13 protein-coding genes are annotated in these 19,513 nt (G+C 56.7%); 3 read left to right on the top strand and 10 right to left on the bottom strand.

Going from position 1 to position 19,513, the window contains the following annotated elements; genetic code table 11:
* Positions 1 to 81 precede the first annotated feature (81 nt).
* From GF1_RS07275 to GF1_RS07265, 3 genes are all read left to right on the top strand, one after another.
* The gene (locus GF1_RS07275; protein WP_267928964.1) at positions 82 to 1,911 is read left to right on the top strand and encodes a DNA topoisomerase IV subunit B; all 1,830 of its coding nucleotides are present in this window, start codon (positions 82 to 84) and stop codon (positions 1,909 to 1,911) included.
* Positions 1,908 to 3,929 carry a DNA topoisomerase IV subunit A gene (locus GF1_RS07270; RefSeq protein WP_267928963.1) on the top strand — a complete coding sequence of 674 codons (2,022 nt, stop codon included), beginning with the start codon at positions 1,908 to 1,910 and terminating at the stop codon, positions 3,927 to 3,929. Before GF1_RS07275 ends, GF1_RS07270 begins: the two co-directional genes overlap by 4 nt.
* 218 nt (positions 3,930 to 4,147) lie before the next feature.
* Entirely contained in the window at positions 4,148 to 4,840 is a 693-nt protein-coding gene (locus tag GF1_RS07265; RefSeq protein WP_267928962.1) for a rhodanese-like domain-containing protein, read from the top strand.
* A 58-nt stretch (positions 4,841 to 4,898) separates the two neighbouring features.
* Here GF1_RS07265 and GF1_RS07260 read toward each other — a convergent pair whose 3' ends face one another.
* The 10 genes from GF1_RS07260 to GF1_RS07215 form a co-directional block, all read right to left on the bottom strand.
* A complete protein-coding gene (locus tag GF1_RS07260) occupies positions 4,899 to 8,309 on the bottom strand; it encodes a PAS domain S-box protein (protein WP_267928961.1) in 3,411 nt (1,136 codons plus the stop codon).
* A gap of 66 nt (positions 8,310 to 8,375) precedes the next feature.
* Positions 8,376 to 9,404: an HD-GYP domain-containing protein gene (locus tag GF1_RS07255; RefSeq protein ID WP_267928960.1), complete on the bottom strand. Its 1,029-nt coding sequence runs from the start codon at positions 9,402 to 9,404 to the stop codon at positions 8,376 to 8,378.
* 374 nt (positions 9,405 to 9,778) lie between these two features.
* Positions 9,779 to 10,426, bottom strand: coding sequence for a histidinol phosphate phosphatase domain-containing protein (locus GF1_RS07250; protein WP_267928959.1), 648 nt, complete (start codon positions 10,424 to 10,426; stop codon positions 9,779 to 9,781).
* A 206-nt stretch (positions 10,427 to 10,632) separates the two neighbouring features.
* Positions 10,633 to 12,006: a tRNA (N6-isopentenyl adenosine(37)-C2)-methylthiotransferase MiaB gene (gene miaB, locus GF1_RS07245; protein WP_267928958.1), complete on the bottom strand. Its 1,374-nt coding sequence runs from the start codon at positions 12,004 to 12,006 to the stop codon at positions 10,633 to 10,635.
* 33 nt (positions 12,007 to 12,039) lie between these two features.
* Positions 12,040 to 12,273 carry a DUF4911 domain-containing protein gene (locus GF1_RS07240; RefSeq protein ID WP_267928957.1) on the bottom strand — a complete coding sequence of 78 codons (234 nt, stop codon included), beginning with the start codon at positions 12,271 to 12,273 and terminating at the stop codon, positions 12,040 to 12,042.
* A gap of 1 nt (position 12,274) precedes the next feature.
* The gene (gene purB, locus GF1_RS07235; RefSeq protein ID WP_267928956.1) at positions 12,275 to 13,717 is read right to left on the bottom strand and encodes an adenylosuccinate lyase; all 1,443 of its coding nucleotides are present in this window, start codon (positions 13,715 to 13,717) and stop codon (positions 12,275 to 12,277) included.
* Positions 13,718 to 13,998: 281 nt separating this feature from the next.
* Positions 13,999 to 15,747 carry a single-stranded-DNA-specific exonuclease RecJ gene (gene recJ / locus GF1_RS07230; RefSeq protein WP_267928955.1) on the bottom strand — a complete coding sequence of 583 codons (1,749 nt, stop codon included), beginning with the start codon at positions 15,745 to 15,747 and terminating at the stop codon, positions 13,999 to 14,001.
* Positions 15,748 to 16,117: 370 nt separating this feature from the next.
* Positions 16,118 to 17,461 (bottom strand): group II intron reverse transcriptase/maturase, encoded by a 1,344-nt coding sequence (gene ltrA, locus GF1_RS07225; protein ID WP_267927091.1) that lies wholly within the window; start codon positions 17,459 to 17,461, stop codon positions 16,118 to 16,120.
* A gap of 575 nt (positions 17,462 to 18,036) precedes the next feature.
* Positions 18,037 to 19,005 carry a tRNA (adenosine(37)-N6)-dimethylallyltransferase MiaA gene (miaA, locus tag GF1_RS07220; protein WP_267928954.1) on the bottom strand — a complete coding sequence of 323 codons (969 nt, stop codon included), beginning with the start codon at positions 19,003 to 19,005 and terminating at the stop codon, positions 18,037 to 18,039.
* Positions 19,002 to 19,445 (bottom strand): ComEA family DNA-binding protein, encoded by a 444-nt coding sequence (locus GF1_RS07215; protein ID WP_267928953.1) that lies wholly within the window; start codon positions 19,443 to 19,445, stop codon positions 19,002 to 19,004. The genes miaA and GF1_RS07215 overlap by 4 nt, the downstream gene beginning before the upstream one ends.
* Between the last annotated feature and the right edge of the window lie 68 nt (positions 19,446 to 19,513).

Raw genomic sequence — 19,513 nt, 5'->3', positions numbered from 1 at the left:
ACTGGAGAAAAGCATAAAACAAACCGTATCCCGGCTGACATTGATTCATAATCCATAATTCACAATTCTTCATTGCAAAACGTGTCCTCCCATCTCTACGACGAATCAAAGATAAAAACCCTGAGTTCGCTTGAGCATATCCGCAAGCGACCCGGTATGTATATCGGTCGGCTCGGGAATGGCTCCCACCCGGACGACGGGATCTATATCCTGCTCAAGGAGGTTATCGACAATGCCGTGGACGAGTTCATTATGGGCTATGGCAAGCAGGTCGATATCTCCATCGAGGACAATGGTCTGTGTCGGGTCCGCGATTACGGCCGCGGCATTCCGCTGGGCAAGGTGGTGGAATGCGTCTCGGTGATCAATACCGGTGCCAAGTACAACACCGATGTGTTCCAGTTCTCGGTCGGTCTCAACGGGGTGGGCACCAAGGCGGTCAATGCTCTGTCTTCCCATTTCATGGTCTGCGCCTATCGGGACGGCCGCTACAAGAAGGCCGTTTTTTCCTGCGGTGATCTGCAGTCCGAGGAAGAAGGGGAAACCGACGAGAAGAACGGTACCCTGATCGAGTTTCTGCCCGATGGCGAGCTGTTTTCCGGTTTCAAGTTTGACCGGGAGTTCGTCGACAAACGACTCTGGCGCTACGCCTATCTCAATGCCGGGCTGCGGCTCTATTTCGACGACAACTGCTACTACTCCGAACACGGGCTGCTGGATCTGCTGGCCGATGAACTGGACGGCAAGGAGCTCTATCCGCCCTTTTATTTTGCCGACAAGTCGCTGGAGTTCGCCTTCACCCACACCGATGACTATTCCGATACCTATTATTCGTTTGTCAACGGCACCTACACCAGTGAGGGCGGCACCCATCTCTCGGCCTTCCGGGAGGGGATCCTTAAAGGGGTCAACGAGTTTTCCGGCAAGAAATTCACCGGCAAGGATGTGCGGGACGGCATTGTCGGCACCCTGGCAGTCAAGGTCCAGGAACCGGTGTTCGAGTCCCAGACAAAGAACAAGCTGGGCAACACCGATATCCGGCCCTGGATCGTCAACACGGTCAGGGAAGCTGTGGCGACCCATCTCTACAAGCATCCTGAAACCGCGGAACTGCTCATGGACAAGGTCCAGCGAAACGAGCGGGTCCGCCGGGAGCTGCAGTCGGTCCGCCGGGAGGCCAAGGCCAAGGCCCGGAAGGTGGCCTTCAAGATTCCCCAGCTCAAGGACTGCAAGTACCATCCCCGCAGGGGCAAGCCGTCCAGGGAAGGCCGGGAGAACATGATCTTCATCACCGAAGGCCAGTCGGCTGCCGGTTCCATCGTCTCCTCCCGCGATCCCATGACCCAGGCCGTGTTCTCACTCAAGGGCAAACCCATGAACGTCTTTGGCCAGCGGCTGGATCTGCTCTACAAAAACGATGAGATGTATGCCCTGATGCGGGCCCTGGATATCGAGGAGTCGGTGGGCAACCTCCGGTTCGACAAGGTGATTCTGGCCACGGACGCCGATGTGGACGGGCTCCATATCCGCAACCTGCTGCTGACCTTTTTTCTCCATTATTTCGAGCCGCTGATCAAACTTGGCCATGTCTATATCCTCCAGACCCCGATTTTCCGGGTCCGGAACCGGAAGCAGACCACCTACTGCTATTCGGAAGAGGAAAAGGAAGCAGCCATCAAGGCCCTCAAAGGGCGGGGCAAGGCGGACAACGTGGAGGTGACCCGGTTCAAGGGGCTGGGCGAGATTTCGCCGCCCGAGTTCAAGCAGTTCATCGGCCCGGACATGCGCCTTGACCGGGTGGACATCGATTCGGTCTCCGAGGTGAGCAGGGTGCTCCGGTTCTACATGGGCAAAAACACCCCGGAACGCCGTCAGTACATCATGGACCATCTTGTATTGAGGCCGGTATGAGCGAGCACACTACTCAGAAGACAGGCCACGGCCGGCTGCACCGCCTCTTTGATACCAACTTCCTGGATTACACCTCCTACGTGATCCGGGAACGGGCCATCCCAGACATCGATGACGGCCTCAAGCCCGTGCAGCGAAGGATTCTCGAGACCCTGTATAACATGGATGACGGCCGCTATCACAAGGTCGCCAACGTGGTCGGCGAGACCATGAAGCTCCATCCCCACGGAGACCAGTCCATCTTCGCCGCCCTGGTCAACCTGGCCAACAAGGGCTACCTCATTGATCGCCAGGGTAATTTCGGCAATATTTTCACCGGCGACCAGGCCTCGGCGGCCCGCTACATCGAATGCCGGCTCACGCCGCTGGCCCGAGAGACCCTCTTCAACCGTGATCTCACCGAGTACGTGGACTCCTACGACGGACGGATGCAGGAGCCGGTGACCCTGCCGTCCAAACTGCCCCTGCTCCTGCTCCTGGGGGCCGAGGGCATTGCGGTGGGTATGGCCACCAAGATCATGCCGCATAACTTCTGCGAACTGCTCGAGGCCATGATCGACTGCCTCCAGGGCCAGGAGTTCACCCTGTATCCCGATTTTCCCCGCGGCGGGATCATTGATGTCTCTGACTACCAGAGCGGCCATGGCCGGCTGCGCTGCCGGGCCAGGATCGAGACCAAAGACGACAAGACCATCGTAATCCGGGAGCTGCCCTACAACGTCACTACCCAGACCCTGATTGATTCGGTGGAAAAGGCGGCCAAGGCCGGCAAACTCAAAATTGTCTCCATCAATGACTACACCGCCGAAGAGGTGGAGGTGGAGATCAAACTGCCCCGCGGCGTCCACGCCGAGGAGACCATCGACGCCCTCTACGCCTTCACCGACTGCGAACTGGCCATCTCACCCAATCTGGTCGTGATCAAGGATTCCATGCCCTGCCTGATGAAGGTGGAGGATGTACTGCGGCACAACACCGCGAAGCTGAAGGCGGACCTGGAAAAGGAACTGCGCATCGAGCTTGGCAGGCTGCAGGAAAAACTGCATGCCCGCAAGCTCGAGCAGATCTTCATCGAAGAGCGGCTCTACAAACAGATCGAGGAACAGATCAGCTACAAGGAGGTTATCTCCACTATCCGCCAGGCCTTGCTGCCATATGCAGACGAACTGCAGCGCAAGGTAACCAAGGACGATATCGAACGTCTGCTGGAGATCCGGATCAAAAGAATTTCCCGCTATGACATCAACCGCCAGCAGAAGGAAATCGATACCCTGGAAAAGAATATCCGGATCATCGAGAAACACCTGGAAGACCTCGTCGGTTTCACCATTACCTATCTTCGGGGGCTGCTCAAAAAATACGGCAAGTTATTCCCGCGCAAGAGCGAGATCAGGGAGTTTGACGAAGTGGATGCCCGGGCGGCGGCCCTGTCCAACCTTCATCTCTGCTATCACCGGGACAGCGGCTTTCTGGGCTACAAGGTCAAAAAAGAAAATCCTAAAAAAGACCTGGACCTGCACTGCTCGGAATACGACAGGATCCTGCTCATCTACAAGGATGGGCGCTACAAGGTCATCTCCGTGGCCGACAAGCTCTTTGTCGGTAGCGATCTTTTGTGGATGGGAGTTGTGAGAAAGGATCAGGTATTTAATGTAATTTACCGTTTTGGCGCGGAAAACATGTCATATGTCAAGCGGTTCAGGACCCCGAAGTACATCATCAACCGGGAGTACCGCCTTTTCCCCGAGCACAAGCGCTCGCTCATCCAGTTCCTGGCCGTGGGCGAGACGGGGATCCGGGCCAGAGTCAGCCTGGTGCCCTCGAGCCGGGCCCGGTACAATGCCATTGAGATCGAGATGGACGACTACCTGATCAAGGGACCGGGCGCCAAGGGCAGGCGGGTGAGTAACCGGGTTGTGCGCCGGGTCAGCAACATCACCGGCAAGCCCGCCACCGCCAAGCCGGTCCTTTCGCCCCTGCCTGGTTTCGAAGGCCCGGGCTCAGAGGATGACGCATAACAGGCTGTTGAAAGACGTAGCGAGCGAAGATGAGACAAGGAAAAATGAGGCGAAAAGCGCAGTGTACGGGAAGTACATGAGCATTCGGAGTCTCCCTTCGGTCGCTTACCTGAGCCGAATTTTGACGCAGTATCATCAAGCGCAGTAGTTTTTCAACGGCCTGATAAACCGTCCTGGCAAACTATCAATAAAAAAAATTACTGAAGAGAATTCCTGTCATGTTTCATAATATCAGCCGTTTTTCAATCCTGCTGTTGCTTGTTTCTTTTCTCACCTTGCCTGTGGACAGCCAGAGTGGTGAGCGGGTTTCCGGTAGAATTGTCGGCGGTTATCGGATACTGACCGTGCCGCCCATGGAAAAAACATATGATTTTACCGTGTATCGCGGCGATTACATAAAGTTCCGCTACGATTCCCGGCTCGGACCGCTGCTCTTTTCCGTGCCTGAGCTGGGCTACAGACAGATCGTGCAGCCGGACCCGGGCAAATCACCCTATTTCAAGATGAAGAAAGCCGGGTCCTATGCCTACACCCTGGGAGACTATACGGGAACGATCCGGGTAATTGAACTGGTGCGACCCAACTACACCGAGGTGGATGCGGCCCAGGGTGCAAGGATTCTGGCCAACCTGAAGCCCTTTATCCTCGATGTCCGGACCCCGAAGGAGTATGCCCAGCTGGCCATCAAGGGAGCCCACCTCCTGCCGATCCAGCTCCTCCAGGCCAGGATAGGGGAGCTTGAAGCGTACAAGAACGATGACATTTTTGTTTACTGCGCCACTGGCAACAGGAGCACGGTGGCATCCAAGATCCTGGCCGATCATGGTTTCAAGCGGATCTACAACCTGAGATACGGCATCTATGACTGGGCCCGGCGTGGCTATCCCATTGTCAAACCCGGCGCAAAATAACCGTTGTTTTTTGTCTGTTCCGGCCACGTCTGGCTGAACGCAGGCGGGTCGGGACCAGCTATCTATTCTGGTCGAGCTGGTGGCTGAACCTGTACCACCAGAGCTCAAGATCGCGAAGTGTTCGTTGACAGGTTCCGCTGTCCCCCTCTGCGGCGGCCTCTTCCAGGCAGCTCAGTCCCCGGGCAAGATACTCCAGTCCCATGTTGAGGGCCGACCCCTTTATCTTGTGCGCCAGCGCCCCGATTTCTTTCATCTCCCCGGCCCCGGCATGGCGGGCCAGCAGTTCCAGGTCGCCTGAGATGGTCTCGATGGTGGTGGTGACCAGGGTGGTGATCTGCTCTTCTGAAAAGGGGTAGCGCTCGCGGATGAATCCCTTGAGTACGTCAAGATCGGGTATGGGGTGACCAGCGCCGGTCTGCTCGGCGTCACCGCTTCCCGGGGCCGGTGCAGGGGCAAAATCGGCCAGGATGTGGAGCAGCTGCTCGCGCTGAAACGGCTTGATCAGGTAACTATCCATCCCCGCCTCCTCACAGCGTCGCTTGTCGTCCTGGAGGGCATTGGCCGTCAGGGCGACGATGGGTGTATAGGTGTGGCGCAGGGATCGGCTGAGGGTGCCCAGGAGTTCCGGGTCCACCAGTCTGGCTTTATCAGGCTGGAGGCCGGCCTCGCATTCGCGGATCAGCCGCGTTGCGGTCAGTCCGTCCATGACCGGCATCTGCATGTCCATGAAGATGAGGTCATAGGAGGAGTCGACCAGCTTTTCCAGGGCAAGCAGGCCATTTGCGGCGATGTGGACCCGGTGGCCATCGCGCTCGAGCATCATGCGCAGGATATCCTGATTGGCCTCATTGTCGTCGACAATCAAAATGGCCAGCGGGGACTTCGGGAGGCTCGGGGCCGACTCGTTGCTCTCGACCATGTCCCTGTCGAGGCTCTGGTCGCTGGCGATGGTGCAACGCAGGGTGAAGTAGAATGTGGTGCCTTTGCCCTCCCTGCTCTCAAACCAGATCCTGCCGCCCATGAGGGTACACAGTTCCCGGCATATGGACAGACCCAGACCCGAGCCGCCGAACTGCCTGGTAATGGAATTGTCAGCCTGGGTGAAGGCCTCGAAAAGTCGTTCCTGCCTGTCGGCCGCAATACCGATGCCGGTATCCCGGACCTGGCAGGTGAGGAGGATGTTGCCGTCCTCCTCTCTTTCTCCTGCCACCGAGACGTTCACCGAGCCCTGCTCGGTGAACTTGAGACTGTTGCCGACCAGATTGATGAAGATCTGTTTTATCCGCAGGGCATCACCGATGAGGATCTCGGGAATGGAGCTGGCAACCTGGTAGCGGTAGGCGACGGATTTCTGGCTGAACTGACCGGCGAGGATTTCTCCGACCTCGCCCAGCAGTTCCCTGATGCTGAAGGGATAGTTATCCAGCACCAGCTGTCCGGCCTCGATCTTGGAAAGATCCAGCAGGTTGTTGAGCAGGTTGAGAAGGAACTCGGCCGCCCGGTTGCCGGTGATAACCAGCTTTTCCTGTTCCTTGCCAAGCGGCTGGGCCTGAAGCAGGGAAAAGGTGCCCAGTATCCCATGAAGAGGCGTCCGGATATCGTGACTGATGTTGGCCAGAAGCCTGCTTTTCATGGCGTTGGCCTCTTCCGCTTCCCTCTTTGCCTGTTTCAGCTGTTCTTCGTCCTTCTTTCGTTGATCGATATCCTCGACAATCCAGATAACAGCCTGGTCCGGTCTCTTATGGTCCAGGGCCTTGCCGGTGATCGCGGCCCAGAAAAGCGAGCCGTCTTTTTTCCGCATACGAATCTCTGTTTTAAAGACCGTATTTTCCTGAGAAAGTTGTTTGTAGGCCTGTCTGCCAACCTGCTGGAAAACTTCTTCGCTGGCATGGATGAGCATGACTGATTTCCCGATTACCTCATCTACCGAATCGTAGCCGAACAGGTCCACGCCGGCCTGGTTAACCCAGCTTATGTGTCTTTCAATAATGATAGCGATACCAAGGCCGGCATGCTCGACGATCAACTGCAGTTTTTCCTTTTCCTCGCGCAGCTGCTGGGTCAGGGCAACGCGGTCAGAGATATCTTCTTTTATAGCGATATAATGGGTCGTCTCGCCATCCGAGCCAAAGATCGGCGAGATAGTGGCCTCCTCCCAGTAGAGCTCCCCGTTCTTCTTTTTATTGTGGAGGACTCCTTTCCAGGTCTCGCCCCGCGTCAGGGTCTGCCACAGCTCCTGGTGGACCGAGGAATCCTGGGAGCCCGACTTCAGCACCCGCGGGTTTTTTCCGCGCACTTCCGCAAGGGTATATCCTGTTACCCGAGTGAAATGGGGATTGACGTAGATGATGTCGCCCCGGCTGTCGGTGATGATGATGCTGTTGCCACTTTGTTCGACGGCCTTGGAGAAGAGCCGCAGTTTATCTTCGCTCTCGGCCAGGACGGTGGACTGTTCGAGGATTGTCCGGTGGCGTTTGTCAAAGAGATAGATCAGCGCGCAGGCAATGACCAGCATGAAGGCAAAAACCAGGAGCAGAGCCTTGTAAAAACCGGAGATGGGCTGGACCGCGCTGTGGAACCAGGCGCTCTCGGCCATGTGGACAAAAAAGAGCCCGGTGGTACCGAGCGGGCGGGCAAAGAGATAGTATTGCTGGCCACCGGCCGACTGTTGCAAAAAACCGGACCGCTTGACCGTGGCCCAGGTTCCGGGAGGAAAGGAAAGATTCTGGATGGACTTGACCGGAAACTGCCTGGAGATTTCGAGCTGTTTTATCTGTTCAGGGTCCAGAGTTTCCATGGCATGCAGGGTATTGCCGAGGATATCGACAAAAACACCCTGCTCCGTCACCAACCCCACGCGGAGCTGGTTCTGGTCCAGCGGCAGGACGGTGAAGGAAAAAATCGGGGATACATCAAAAAAGGCCGGATCGATTTTCAATACCGCGACCCCGAGGACGTTCTCGCCGGCGGCTATAGGGTGGGCGAGATAGATTCCGAGCTGGTGGGAGGTTATCTCTCGGGCCACATAGATCGCATGGTCCCTGGTCAGGGCCTGGGTGAAGTAGGGCCGGAAGCTGTAATCATGGCCGATAAAACTCGGGTGGCTGGAAAATACGCAGGTCCCGGAGGTATCGAGCAGGTAGGCGGTGGAAACATGCTGGATCTGGGCAATATTGTGGAGCAGGGTGTCAATGGTGTCGATGGCGCCCGAATCGGGAGTAAGTCCTTTCTTGTACCGGCCCAGGGTATCGAGAATCGTCGGGTCACTGGTGAGCAGGTGGTTGAGGGTCCGGAGCTGTTCGAAGCGGCCCAGGAGTCCCTTGGTCTCAAATTCCACGAATTGCTGGTAGACATCAATCTCGCGGGCTTGTCTCTGGCGGTTGATCTTGCCGATAAAGATCAGGGCGGCGATAATGAGGGTCACCACGGCCAGAACGGAGCCGTAGACAATGGGTGATGATTTTTTCATAAGGCGGCCCGGGGGCAGGTCTGCTTGGAAAAGGGGAAAGGGGGGAGGTGGAACGGGGAGCTTATATCATTGAACATGGTCTTCATCGACATATTTTTCCCGAATCGTCAACCACACATTTTCCTGACGGAGAAAGGCATCGACAACCATGGGGTCGAAATGAGTGCCCCGGCCGTTGCACAGGATGGATCTGGCCAGGTTGTGGTCCATGCATTTTTTATAGCAGCGGTTACTGCTCACCGCGTCATACACATCGGCCAAGGCAACGATGCGGGCCGCCAGCGGAATATCTTCGCCTTTGAGTCCGTGCGGATAGCCGCTGCCGTCCCATTTCTCATGATGGTACATGGCCACCTGGTAGGCTACCAGCAGGTAATTGTCATGGGTTTTCTCGTACAGCTCAAGCAGAATGGAACCCCCGAAGACCGTGTGCTTCTGCATCATTGCGAATTCTTCATCGGTCAGACGGCCGGGTTTGTGGAGCACATGGTCCGGGATGGAGACCTTGCCGAGATCATGGAGGGGGCTGACCCGGGCTATCTCGTCGGCCATGGATACCGAAAGCTTCTGCTCGGGATGATGACCATGGATGTCCATGGCCAGCAGGCGGGTGTAGTACTGGACTCTTTCCAGATGAAAGCCGGTTTCCTGGCTCCGGTATTCGGCCAGTTTGGCCATGGAGAGGATGAGTTCTTCCTGGCTTTCCAGGCGAAGCAGCCGTTCGCCGGCGGTCAACCGGAGATTCAGTTCGTCCTGGCATACCGGCTTGGTGAGGTAGTCGTCGGCCCCGGCCCGAAGGGCCCTGGTGACGCTTTCCTTGTTGTCCCTGTTGGTCAGAACAATGAGGTACGTGTAGCGCCGCTCCTTGCGTCGGACTTCGCTTATCAGTTCAAAACCGTCCATCAGCGGCATGTTGAGATCGGTTATGACAAAGCGGATATCGACATCGCTTTCAAAGAACCCAATGGCTTCGCTGCCATTGGCCGCCTCGATGACCTGGAAACCGGTGGCTTCCAGGGCCATTTTCAACAGCATGCGCTGGGAGATGTCATCCTCGACGACAAGTATTTTTCGCTGTTTCTTCTGTGGCTTCATACAATGCAGCGGTCTGGATTGATAACGAATAACATTCTCATTTCAGGTATAGCATTCACCAGTGAGAAATGTCTACTTTCCCGGGCAGCTGGATTCTTCCATGAACCACCTGATATGGCAGCTATACAGTGGACCCAGCAGATCCGTTATCGGAACCTTCGTTGGCTGAATCTGAGTTGAGTGGTCCGTGACCGGGGCAGGAGGGTGGCAAGCCCCGGTTGGCCATGCAAGAGATGCGGAATTACCTGGATTGGACAGAAGAGATCGGCAGCCGTCGTCAGTTTACAGGTGACGGCAATTGTTCTTTCTATCTTTTTATGGCTACCTTGAAAAATTGTATTTCGGAGTCTCCAGGCTCGCTTATGACATTGAGCTTATTTCAGGCAATCAACGAGCTCGGCCATGTCCCGGCGCAGCTTCTTGTAGCGTTCCTCGGAAAGGCCGGCTCCAAGGGCGACTTTTCTCGCCATCTCGCTGGTGAGGAAGTCACCGGGCTCGTGGGCATCGGCATTGACGGCCAGGAGTGCGCCGGTCTTCTCCGCCATCCTGGCCACGTGACCGTTGGTCAGGCTGTGTCCCTTGCGGCCGGAGAGTTCCAGGAAAATGCCCTTTTCCGCCGCCAGGGCGGCATCCTCTTCAGAGATGAAACCCGGATGGGCCAGCAGTTCCACTCCGGCCTCCAGGGCGGCCCGGTTGGTGCCCGGTTTCACCGGTTCCACAGGGGTTTCGCCATGGACAACCACGATCCGGGCTCCCAGTTCCCGGGCCCGGGCGGTAAGCGGGCCAATGAGTTCAGGGGGGACATGGGTCAGCTCGATACCTGGAATCAGGCGGGTACTGGAGAGGGGACTCAGGTCCTGGGCGGCCTTGACAATCCGTGGAATGATGAAGTCCAGGTTGGACGAGTCGGCGTGGTCGGTAATGGCCACAGCTTCATAACCAAGAACCTCGACCCGGCGCAGATGCTCGGCCGGTACCAGGGCGCCGTCGCTGAAAAAGGTGTGGGTGTGCAGATCAATCATGGGCAGCTGTCGGTTGCATTTTTTTTGTGATTACCACTGAAATTCAGCCACCGATGCCTGAAGGTGTCGGCCTCACTTGTTTCACGGGTGTCTGTGGCCTGGATGGCCACAGTCAAGCCCCCAGGGACGGGTTTATGGCGTCCCGTGAAACGGGTGAGGTCGACACCGGTTTCAATGCTGAAGATTGATGGTAATCAGATTTTTTTTTATTTCCGGCCGCCGGCTTCCAGCTGAGGCCCGACAAAGTCTCCCTTGAGCGAGTGCTTGCCTGCCTGGACGACGCGGACAGGAACGGTATCTCCGGGCCCGACCCCGGGCAGGGGAGGGCAGTGGACGATGTGATTTGTGGTCGTTCTCCCGGAAATTCCTTCTCTGCCAATTGATTCAACCATAATGTCCACAGTTTTTCCAACATATTCGGTATTGCGCTCCAGGCTGATCTCGTCCTGGAGTTCCTGGAAGCGGGCCAACCGTTCCTTTTTGACCTCTTCGGGAACCTTATCGTCAAAACCCGAGGAGCGGGTCCCGGGTCGATCGGAATACTTGAAGGAAAAGGATCCGTGGTAGCGGACCTCCCGGAGCAGGTCCATGGTCTGCTCGAAGTCTGCCTCGGACTCGCCGGGAAAGCCCACAATCACATCGGTGGTCAGGGCGATATCGGGGCGAAAGCTGCGCAGGTCCGCAACCCGTTCCAGGTAGAGTTCACGGGTATATTTGCGGTTCATGCGGGCCAGAATCCGGTTGGAACCGGACTGGACCGGCAGGTGGAACTGGGGACAGAGGATATCTATCTCGGCAAAACAACGCATCAGTTCGGTGGAGAGATCCTTGGGGTTGGAGGTGGTGAACCGCAGCCGCTCAAGGCCCGGTGTCCTGGCGACCAACCGCAAAAGATCGCTGAACGTTACATCCTGACTGGCCACCTGGTTGGTCCGGCCATAGGAGTTGACGTTCTGACCAAGGAGGGTGATTTCCCGGACTCCGGCCGAGACCAGTTTTTCAACTTCTTCCAGGATATCCCGCACCGGGCGGCTGATCTCCCGGCCCCGGGTTTCCGGAACCACGCAGTAACTGCAGTAGTTGTTGCATCCCTGCATGATGGTAACGAACTTGCGGAACTGGGACGGGGCAGGGGGGGAGGTCATCTCCTGGAGCGCGGGAATGGCAAAGGAACTCGACAGGTCGGTGGCCACCTCGCTGGTGGACTCGCCACGCTGCAGGCGGCCAAGCATATCGGGCAGGTGATAGAACTGCTGGGTGCCGACCACGATGTTCACGTGCGGCATCCGCCTGATGATCCGTTCCCCTTCCTGCTGGGCCACGCAGCCGGCCACCCCGATGAACAGCGGTTTATTCTTTCTTTCCTTTTTTTCCTTGAGCTGGCGGAGGTGCCCCAGCAGGCTGAAGACCTTCTGTTCTGCCTTGGCCCTGATGCTGCACGTGTTGAGGATGACCAGATCAGCCTCTTCCATGACCTCGGTGGTGACGTACCCGGCCTGGCCGAGCAGGTGCTCCATGATTTCCGAGTCGCGCTCGTTCATCTGGCAGCCAAAGGTCTTGATGTATACAAATCCTGACATTATATCGCTATCACAATAAGATAAAAATAAAAATTAATTTTCATGTTGATTGTCTGGTTCGTTCCTGAGTCGGGGCGCCAGGGCCGAAACCACATCGAGCAGTTCGCTGTACCTGGAAGAGGGGACCATCAGCCGGACCAGCCCCCTGGTACGATCGAGGGTCGAGAGAGTGGCAAGACCGTCATACCCCTCGAGGAGGAATTTGAAGAATCCTATACTCGCCGGACGGATCCGCAGGTACAGCTCTGTGATGCGCTCCTCTGTCACCTTACACCTTGAGGCTGGAGTCCACCTGGCCGATCATCTCCCGGTACTTCTCCAGTACCGGCTGCACCACCTCGTCCAGGTATTCCTCGGTCTGTTCAGTGGCCCGGCCGGTGAACTCCTGGTAGTTGCCGAGCAGGCCGCTGAGTTCCTCCCGGTCAAAGGGAATCCGTTCATCGGCTGCCAGCCGGTCCAGCAGGTCATTATCCCGGCCTTCCTCCTTGACCGCAAGACCCGCGGCCACAGAGTGTTCGCGGATGACCTCGTGCATTTCCTGGCGGCTCTTGCCCCGTTCCACACAGGCCATGAGGATTTTCTCTGTTGCCATAAACGGAAGTTCCGTGCGCAGATATTTTTCAATTTGTTTCGGATATACAACCATATCACTTGTAATATTGACGTAGAGCTTCAATATGGCATCGGTGAGAAGGAAGGCCTGCGCCATGTCCATGCGGCGGATGGCAGAGTCGTCCAGGGTGCGCTCAAACCACTGATTGGCGGCAGTGGCAGCAAAATTTGCCGGCAGGCCCATCAGTTTTCTTGCCAGCCCGGTCATCCGCTCGGAACGCATGGGGTTTCTCTTGTAGGCCATGGCTGAGCTGCCGACCTGTTTCTTGGCAAACGGTTCTTCCTGGACCTTCAGGTTGGAGAGCAGCCGCATGTCGACCGCGAACTTATGGGCTGAGGCCCCGATACCAGCCAGGGTTTCAGCGGTCTTCATGTCCAGCTTGCGGGGATAGGTCTGACCGGTCACGGGAAAAACAGTGTCAAACCCGAGTTTTTTCGAAACGAGCCGGTCCAGCTCGCGCACCCTGGCATGATCGCCGCCAAAGAGTTCCAGGAAGGTGGCCTGGGTTCCGACCGTACCTTTGGCGCCCCGGGCCTTGAGCTGTTTTTCTAGCATCTCGATGTATTCCAGATCCATGAGCAGGTCCTGGATGTAGAGGGTGTTGCGTTTACCCACGGTGGTCGGCTGGGCAGGCTGGTAGTGGGTGAAGCCCAGCGTCGCCATCTCTTTGTACTTCCTGGCAAAGGAAGCCAGATTGGCTATAACGTTGACAAGGGCTGTCTTGACCAGCCCAAGCGCCTTTTTCTGGATGATCAGGTCGGTATTGCAGACCACGAACTGGGAGGTGGCGCCCAGGTGGATGATGGCCTCGGCCCTGGGACACTGTTTGCCATAGGCATAGACATGGGCCATGACATCATGGCGGATCTCTTTTTCTTTTTTTGCTGCCAGCTCGAAATCCACATCTTCGATATGACTTTTCAGCTCGTCGACCATCTCCCTGGTGACCAGGGAAAGACCCAGTTCATGCTGTGCTTCTGCCAGAGCGACCCAGCAGCGGCGCCAGGTGGTGAACTTGAACTTTTCAGAAAAGAGTTCCTGCATCTCACGGCTGGTATACCGGCTGACAAGGGGTTCCTGGTACACGTCCCGGTTCATAACATTATCTCCTTGAAAGAATTGGGCGCTGCAAACTTACAATGCAATATGAAAAACGATTTGTTACTTCCTGAATGAGCGTTAAATTTTATACCTGGTGTCAGGCGGGAGTGATGGATGGTTCCGCCGGGGTCAGATATTAGACAGCAGGGCCCTGAAAATGTCCAGCAGGAAAATGGGCTCCAGGTGGCCCTGCAACGGTTTCGAGCCGGCAGTTTTATGGCCATATTAACAATGTCGCATAATATATATTATGTTAAATTTTAATACTTCTATATAAATCAATCGGTTGGCTCGATGTGTACCGCATGGAGCTCGATCCGTTCCTCTCCCCGGTAGACAGATCTCTTTAATCTGAACGCCAGGCGCACGGATCGGGACCGGGCCTGACTGAGTTTGGGGGCCATACCGAAACCAATGCCGCGGTAGATTGTATTGTTGAGTTTGATTCGAAACCGGAGATGTTCTTTCAAGATCTCCGGTTGCAGCAGCCTCAGTCTGTCCAGCAGAAAAACCGGTTCAGGGTTCCCTTCACCAAAAGGTTCGAGCCATTCATACGTCTGGATAAATTGCCGGGAAAAGATTTCTGCGCTCTTTGCCTGGTAATCGTAGACAACCCGGCCTTCCCGGTCCCCACTGACTATTTCGGCACACAGGCGGCTAAACATCTCGGTAAACTCCTGGAGCCGGCTCTCTTCCAGGGTTAATCCCGCAGCCATGGCATGCCCTCCATATTGCATGAGGTGTTTTCCACATCTCTTTAAAATATCGCACAAATTAAGTCCTTCTAAAGACCGGCCCGAGCCTTTCAGGATTCCTGTGGACTCACCGGTGTCCCTGGTGAGAATGATCGTAGGCAAACCAAAGGCATCCACTACCCTGGAGGCCACGATGCCGACGATGCCCGGATGGTAGTCGGCTCCGTACACAACCAGGCCCCGTTTCCCGGCCACTACCAGATCCCTGGCTTTTTCCAGGGCGTCATCGGTCGAGCGGCCTTCGATGGTTCGCCTTTCCAGGTTGGCCTGTTCGAGGCTGGCGGCAATTTCCAGGGCTTCATCAGCTTCCTGGCAGAGCAAAAGCCGTATGGCCAGCTCGGGTTTACCAAGCCTTCCGGCGGCATTGATACGCGGGGCCAACCGATAACCGATATCTTCTGCTCGGATGCGACCTTCACTGAGGCCGGCCTGTTCGCACAAGGCCCAGATACCAGGCCGGGCCCGCTCGGTCAGCACTTCAAGCCCGGCCCGTACCAGGATACGGTTGGTCTCAAGCATGGGCATAACGTCCGCCACGGTACCAAGGGCCACCAGATCCAGATATCTCTTCAAGTTTGGCGCACTTTCCCTGCTCCAGAATCCCTCCCTGATCAACCGGTTGCGTATACCCCAGGCCAGGTAAAAGGCTACCCCGACCCCGGACAGGGCTGGAAAAGGAAATCCGCAGTCTTTGCGCCGTGGATTAAGGAGGGCCTCTGCCGGTGGCAGGGTCTCGGTGGGCAGGTGATGATCGGTGACCACCACGTTGAATCCCAGTTGCCGGGCATAGGCCACCTCTTCCACAGCCGCCACCCCACAGTCCACTGTGATGAGCAGGGCCGGCATCCGCACCTGGGCTGCCAGCGAGCCGATCACATCCCGGTGCAGGCCATAGCCTTCCACCAGGCGGTTTGGAATATGCCAGCGGACATCCATGTCCAGGGTTTTGAGGAAACTGACCAGAAGCACTGTGGCGGAAATGCCGTCCACATCATAATCGCCGTGGACGATGACCTGTTGCCTTTCCTGGAAGGCCCGCATAATCTGGTCCACGGCTCGGTCCATGTCCTGCATTTTTTCAGGTGGAGGCAGCTGGGCAAGCTGGGGATGGAGAAAACGGGCGGCCTCTTCGGCCTCGCACAACCCCCGCTGGCAGAGCAGGGTCGCCAGCGGGAGAGGAATTCCCAGTTTTTCTGCCAGTTTCTGATGCGTCCTCAGGTCATGGCTGGTGCGGACCGGTTGCAGAACTGATACTGTCTTGGTTGGATTCATTGAGAAACTTAAAGTAACACTTTAACAATCAGGCACGGTCGGTTCCCAGGCCACGTTTTTTTAACAAGAAAAAATTTTTGTGATTACCACTGAAATTCAGCCACCGATGCCTGAAGGTGTCGGCCTCACTTGTTTCACGGGTGTCTGTGGCCTGGATGGCCACAGTCAAGCCCCCAGGGACGGGTTTATGGCGTCCCGTTAAACAAGTGTAGAGTAGAGCGCTGTCAACAATGATCTTCAACGACTATGCCCTGCCGCACGCGGCTACTACATATCAGAGGAGGTCTCATTGCGGACAGCGCCCCCTCGTCGAACCGGACGTGCGGTTTTACCGCATCCGGCTCTCCGATGATCTCTCGCCTCAAGGCATTCACAGGGAGTTGACGGCTCTTTTATGCAGATAGACCAGCCCCTTAGACATGAGCGCCCTGTACAACGACGCTCCATCAAGGTGCCGGCAGTGCCGGTGACTCCGTGTCCTCATAAAGCGACTGAACCGGGTCTGCACGTACCAGTCAAGCGTCTTGAACGATACCTTCGGGTATCCGAAGGAAAAGTAGTTGCCCCAGCCAATCAGAAATCGATTGACGTGGTCAATTACTTCTTCTACCGGCTTTTGAATCCTGCGAATCGTCAGAGCATGTATCCTTTCTCGCGCCCGTTTCAAGCTCTTGGCAGAAGGGACAATGTTCAGGTACCGGCCCGCTCCGTACAGACTGCGGTCAAAGCGGAACGTAAATCCAAGGAAATCAAAACTACTGCCGGGATCTTTCAAGTTAACTATGGTTGTCTTGTTCCGATTCAGGATCAGGTCGAGTTCCCCCAGCGTCTTGTCAACAAAGGCGTGAATGCGAGGTCCGATGTACCGAGCCATGATAACCCAGTCGTCGGCATATCGTACCAGCCTTGCGTTGGCAAAATTGCGGGGACCTTCCGAGCTGTGAAAGCGTTGGTCGAATTCATGGAGAAAGATGTTGGCCAGCAGAGGCGAGATGACTCCACCCTGTGGCGTACCCTTGCGGGAGCGAGTGATCTTGCGACCGCCCTGCCCATCCGCTTCCACGATATCGCTTTTCAACCACATCCTGATCAGCTTCAAAACGGATCGGTCAGCTATTCGACGCTCCAGGCATTGCATCAGTTTGCCATGGTCAATCGTGTCAAAGTAGCTGCTCAGATCCGCATCCAGAACTTCGGTAAATCCCGCCTTGAGCGCCTGCCGAATCGCGGCGAGAGCATCATGGGCCTTAAGGCCCGGGCGGAATCCGTACGAGCAGTCCTCAAAGTCTGCCTCGAAAATCGGCTCCAGGATCAACAGGACCGCCATCTGCACGACCCGATCCTTGACGGTCGGGATGCCCAGCGGACGCATCTTGCCATTCGCCTTTGGGATATAGACCCGTTTCACCGGCATGGGCCGGTAGGTCTTACCCTTCAATTCCTGCTGTATTGTTCGCAGCTGGCCAGATACGCCTTCCGAACTCTCCTTGATGGACGCAAGGCTTACTCCATCCACCCCGGCAGCGCCTCGATTGGCGTAAACCCGGTTCCAGGCACTTTGCAGTACATCCAGGCGATACACCCGGTCGTACAGGGCATAGAATCGGAACTCCGGTTCCTGCTTGGCCTTGTGGCCCAGTTTCTTTCGCAAGAGGGAGACTTTCGGGCTCAGGCCGAACTCCTGCCCTGCCCGTTTATCCGTAGTGTGAGACAAACATGTGTACTCCAAGCGGGACTTCCTCCATTGTCAGAAACACGATCAAAGTCCTGCCCCTTCGCTCCACGGGAGTTACCCCGCTTCAAAACTACTATGAGCAGGTCCGACTCCCGGCCGGAACCGCACAGAGGGTTATGCATTCCCCTCCAGCGTTTGGACTCGGGCTATCTGCTGCCCTGCCCGTCCCGCCGGGTCTCCCAGGTTCCCTGGCGCTCCCTTGAGTACATGCCATCTCCAAACACCCCGGGCGGCCCAACGCAACGCTCCTGTTGTCTCATCGCGTCAATGACTGGCTTCCCCATGACCTCGGAGGGTCGCCGCCGCCAAATGTGTAACGAGGCCGAATCGAGTTCACAGATGTTACGGCCTATACTCTATCTGACCTTACGGCCTTTTCCGACCCTGCTTGACGATTCGGGTTACCCCTACACGCCGGGTCGGCGATTTCGCGGTGAACAGGCAATTACCGCGGGTGGCATCGCAGCCACCAGGTTCGCCAGAGCTTCGCCTGGCACACGAGGTCGACACCGGTTTCAATGCTGAAGATTGATGGTAATCAGAAAAATTTTTCTTCAGACAGCAAGAGATTCAGGACCACCGCACCCTGCGAGAAAAACCTCGATCCTGGCCAGAACGTCCCTGGTCCTGGTTCGTTCAAACCACTCGATATCCTTTTGGGCTGTGAACCAGGTCATCTGTCGCTTGGCATATCTTCTTGTATCACGCACAAGTGTCTCCTGCATGGTGGCTGCGTCCCATATCCCGTCGATATATCTGTTGGCGTGACGGTAACCGATGGACTGCATGGAACCAAGCTTTGGTCCATAACCCATCCGGCGCAGCTGCTCCACCTCTTCGATCAGCCCCTGGTCCAGCATGATGGTGGTCCGCCGGCCAATGCGTTCATAGAGCAGGTCCCGCTCGCAGCGCAGGCCAAGCTGCAGGATGTTGGTGAACCTCGACCGTTCCTGTTGCTGCCGCTGGTTGCGGAGATGAACAGACCAGGGGACAGAGGTCAGGTAAAAGATCTCCAGCCCCCGCAGGAGCCGCTGGCTGTCATTTGGGTGAATGCGTTTGGCGGTTTCCGGATCCACTTGGGCCAGTTCGGAAAAAAGGGCCTCCCTCCCCTCTTCCTGCAGACGTTGCCGCAGCCTGTCGCGCAGGTCGTTGTCTGTTGGCAGGATATCGAACAGGCCGTGGACCAGGGATTTCAGGTAGAGGCCCGTGCCACCTGTGAGCAGGGGAATCCTGTTCCGGCTCCGGATTCTGTCCACGGCCTCCAGGGCGTCGTGGACAAAGCGGGCCGCGTCATACTGTTCATCCGGGTTGATGATATCAATGAGATGGTGGGTGACCCGGGCCATCTCTGCAGCCGAGACTTTGGCCGTGCCTATATCCATGTACCGGTAGACCTGCATGGAATCCATGGAGATGATTTCGCATCCAAAGCGGTCGGCGATCTCAAGGGACAGGTCGGTCTTGCCGATGGCTGTCGGGCCGATCAGGACCAGGACCGGTTCATTTATCGGTAATGGTGTCATGGCTCTTGGTCATAAATGATGAGGGAGCGCAGCCGTTTCAGAGTTTCCCTGCCGATTCCCGCAACCTGCAGCAGGGTTTCGTCATCCTGTATGGACCCGTGCTCCCGGCGAAAGCGGATGATATTTTCAGCCAGCCGGGGGCCAATGCCCGGCAGCATGCCCAGCGTCCTGGCGTCGGCCCGGTTGATAGCTACCGGGCGGCCCAGCAGCAGGGCCAGCCGGGGCGGCGGTTCCCCTTCATCCGCGACCTTTTCCCGGTCGTCACTCCCGCCGGTCTCACTGAGGAGGCCCTGAATCCCCTGCCCTCCTTCCGGGCTCAGGGACGGCTCCGGAGATGGAGGCCACGACCAGGGAAGAAACGGCTCGGCCAGAAACCACCAGCCAAACGCAAGAAGGACAAGCAAGCGCTTGTCCTTCTTTAAAAGTCGTGACCCGGTCATGATTGTTCGTCCCTTCAGTCCCGGTTCAGAGGTCGTGTTCAGCCCTCGGTGGCATGGGCGTGGCCTAC

The organism is Desulfolithobacter dissulfuricans (assembly GCF_025998535.1).
GTDB classification, from domain to species: domain Bacteria; phylum Desulfobacterota; class Desulfobulbia; order Desulfobulbales; family Desulfobulbaceae; genus Desulfolithobacter; species Desulfolithobacter dissulfuricans.
Note: the sequence above shows the minus strand (reverse complement) of the source record. Positions and strands in the feature narration are given on the sequence as shown.

Coding starts and splice junctions, on each gene's coding strand:
- miaB (WP_267928958.1), bottom strand. CDS start 12,006: ATGTCAGGATTTGTATACATCAAGACCTTTGGCTGCCAGATGAACGAG.
- GF1_RS07260 (WP_267928961.1), bottom strand. CDS start 8,309: ATGAAAAAATCATCACCCATTGTCTACGGCTCCGTTCTGGCCGTGGTG.
- recJ (WP_267928955.1), bottom strand. CDS start 15,747: ATGAATCCAACCAAGACAGTATCAGTTCTGCAACCGGTCCGCACCAGC.
- GF1_RS07255 (WP_267928960.1), bottom strand. CDS start 9,404: ATGAAGCCACAGAAGAAACAGCGAAAAATACTTGTCGTCGAGGATGAC.
- GF1_RS07265 (WP_267928962.1), top strand. CDS start 4,148: ATGTTTCATAATATCAGCCGTTTTTCAATCCTGCTGTTGCTTGTTTCT.
- miaA (WP_267928954.1), bottom strand. CDS start 19,005: ATGACACCATTACCGATAAATGAACCGGTCCTGGTCCTGATCGGCCCG.
- purB (WP_267928956.1), bottom strand. CDS start 13,717: ATGAACCGGGACGTGTACCAGGAACCCCTTGTCAGCCGGTATACCAGC.
- GF1_RS07270 (WP_267928963.1), top strand. CDS start 1,908: ATGAGCGAGCACACTACTCAGAAGACAGGCCACGGCCGGCTGCACCGC.
- GF1_RS07215 (WP_267928953.1), bottom strand. CDS start 19,445: ATGACCGGGTCACGACTTTTAAAGAAGGACAAGCGCTTGCTTGTCCTT.
- GF1_RS07250 (WP_267928959.1), bottom strand. CDS start 10,426: ATGATTGATCTGCACACCCACACCTTTTTCAGCGACGGCGCCCTGGTA.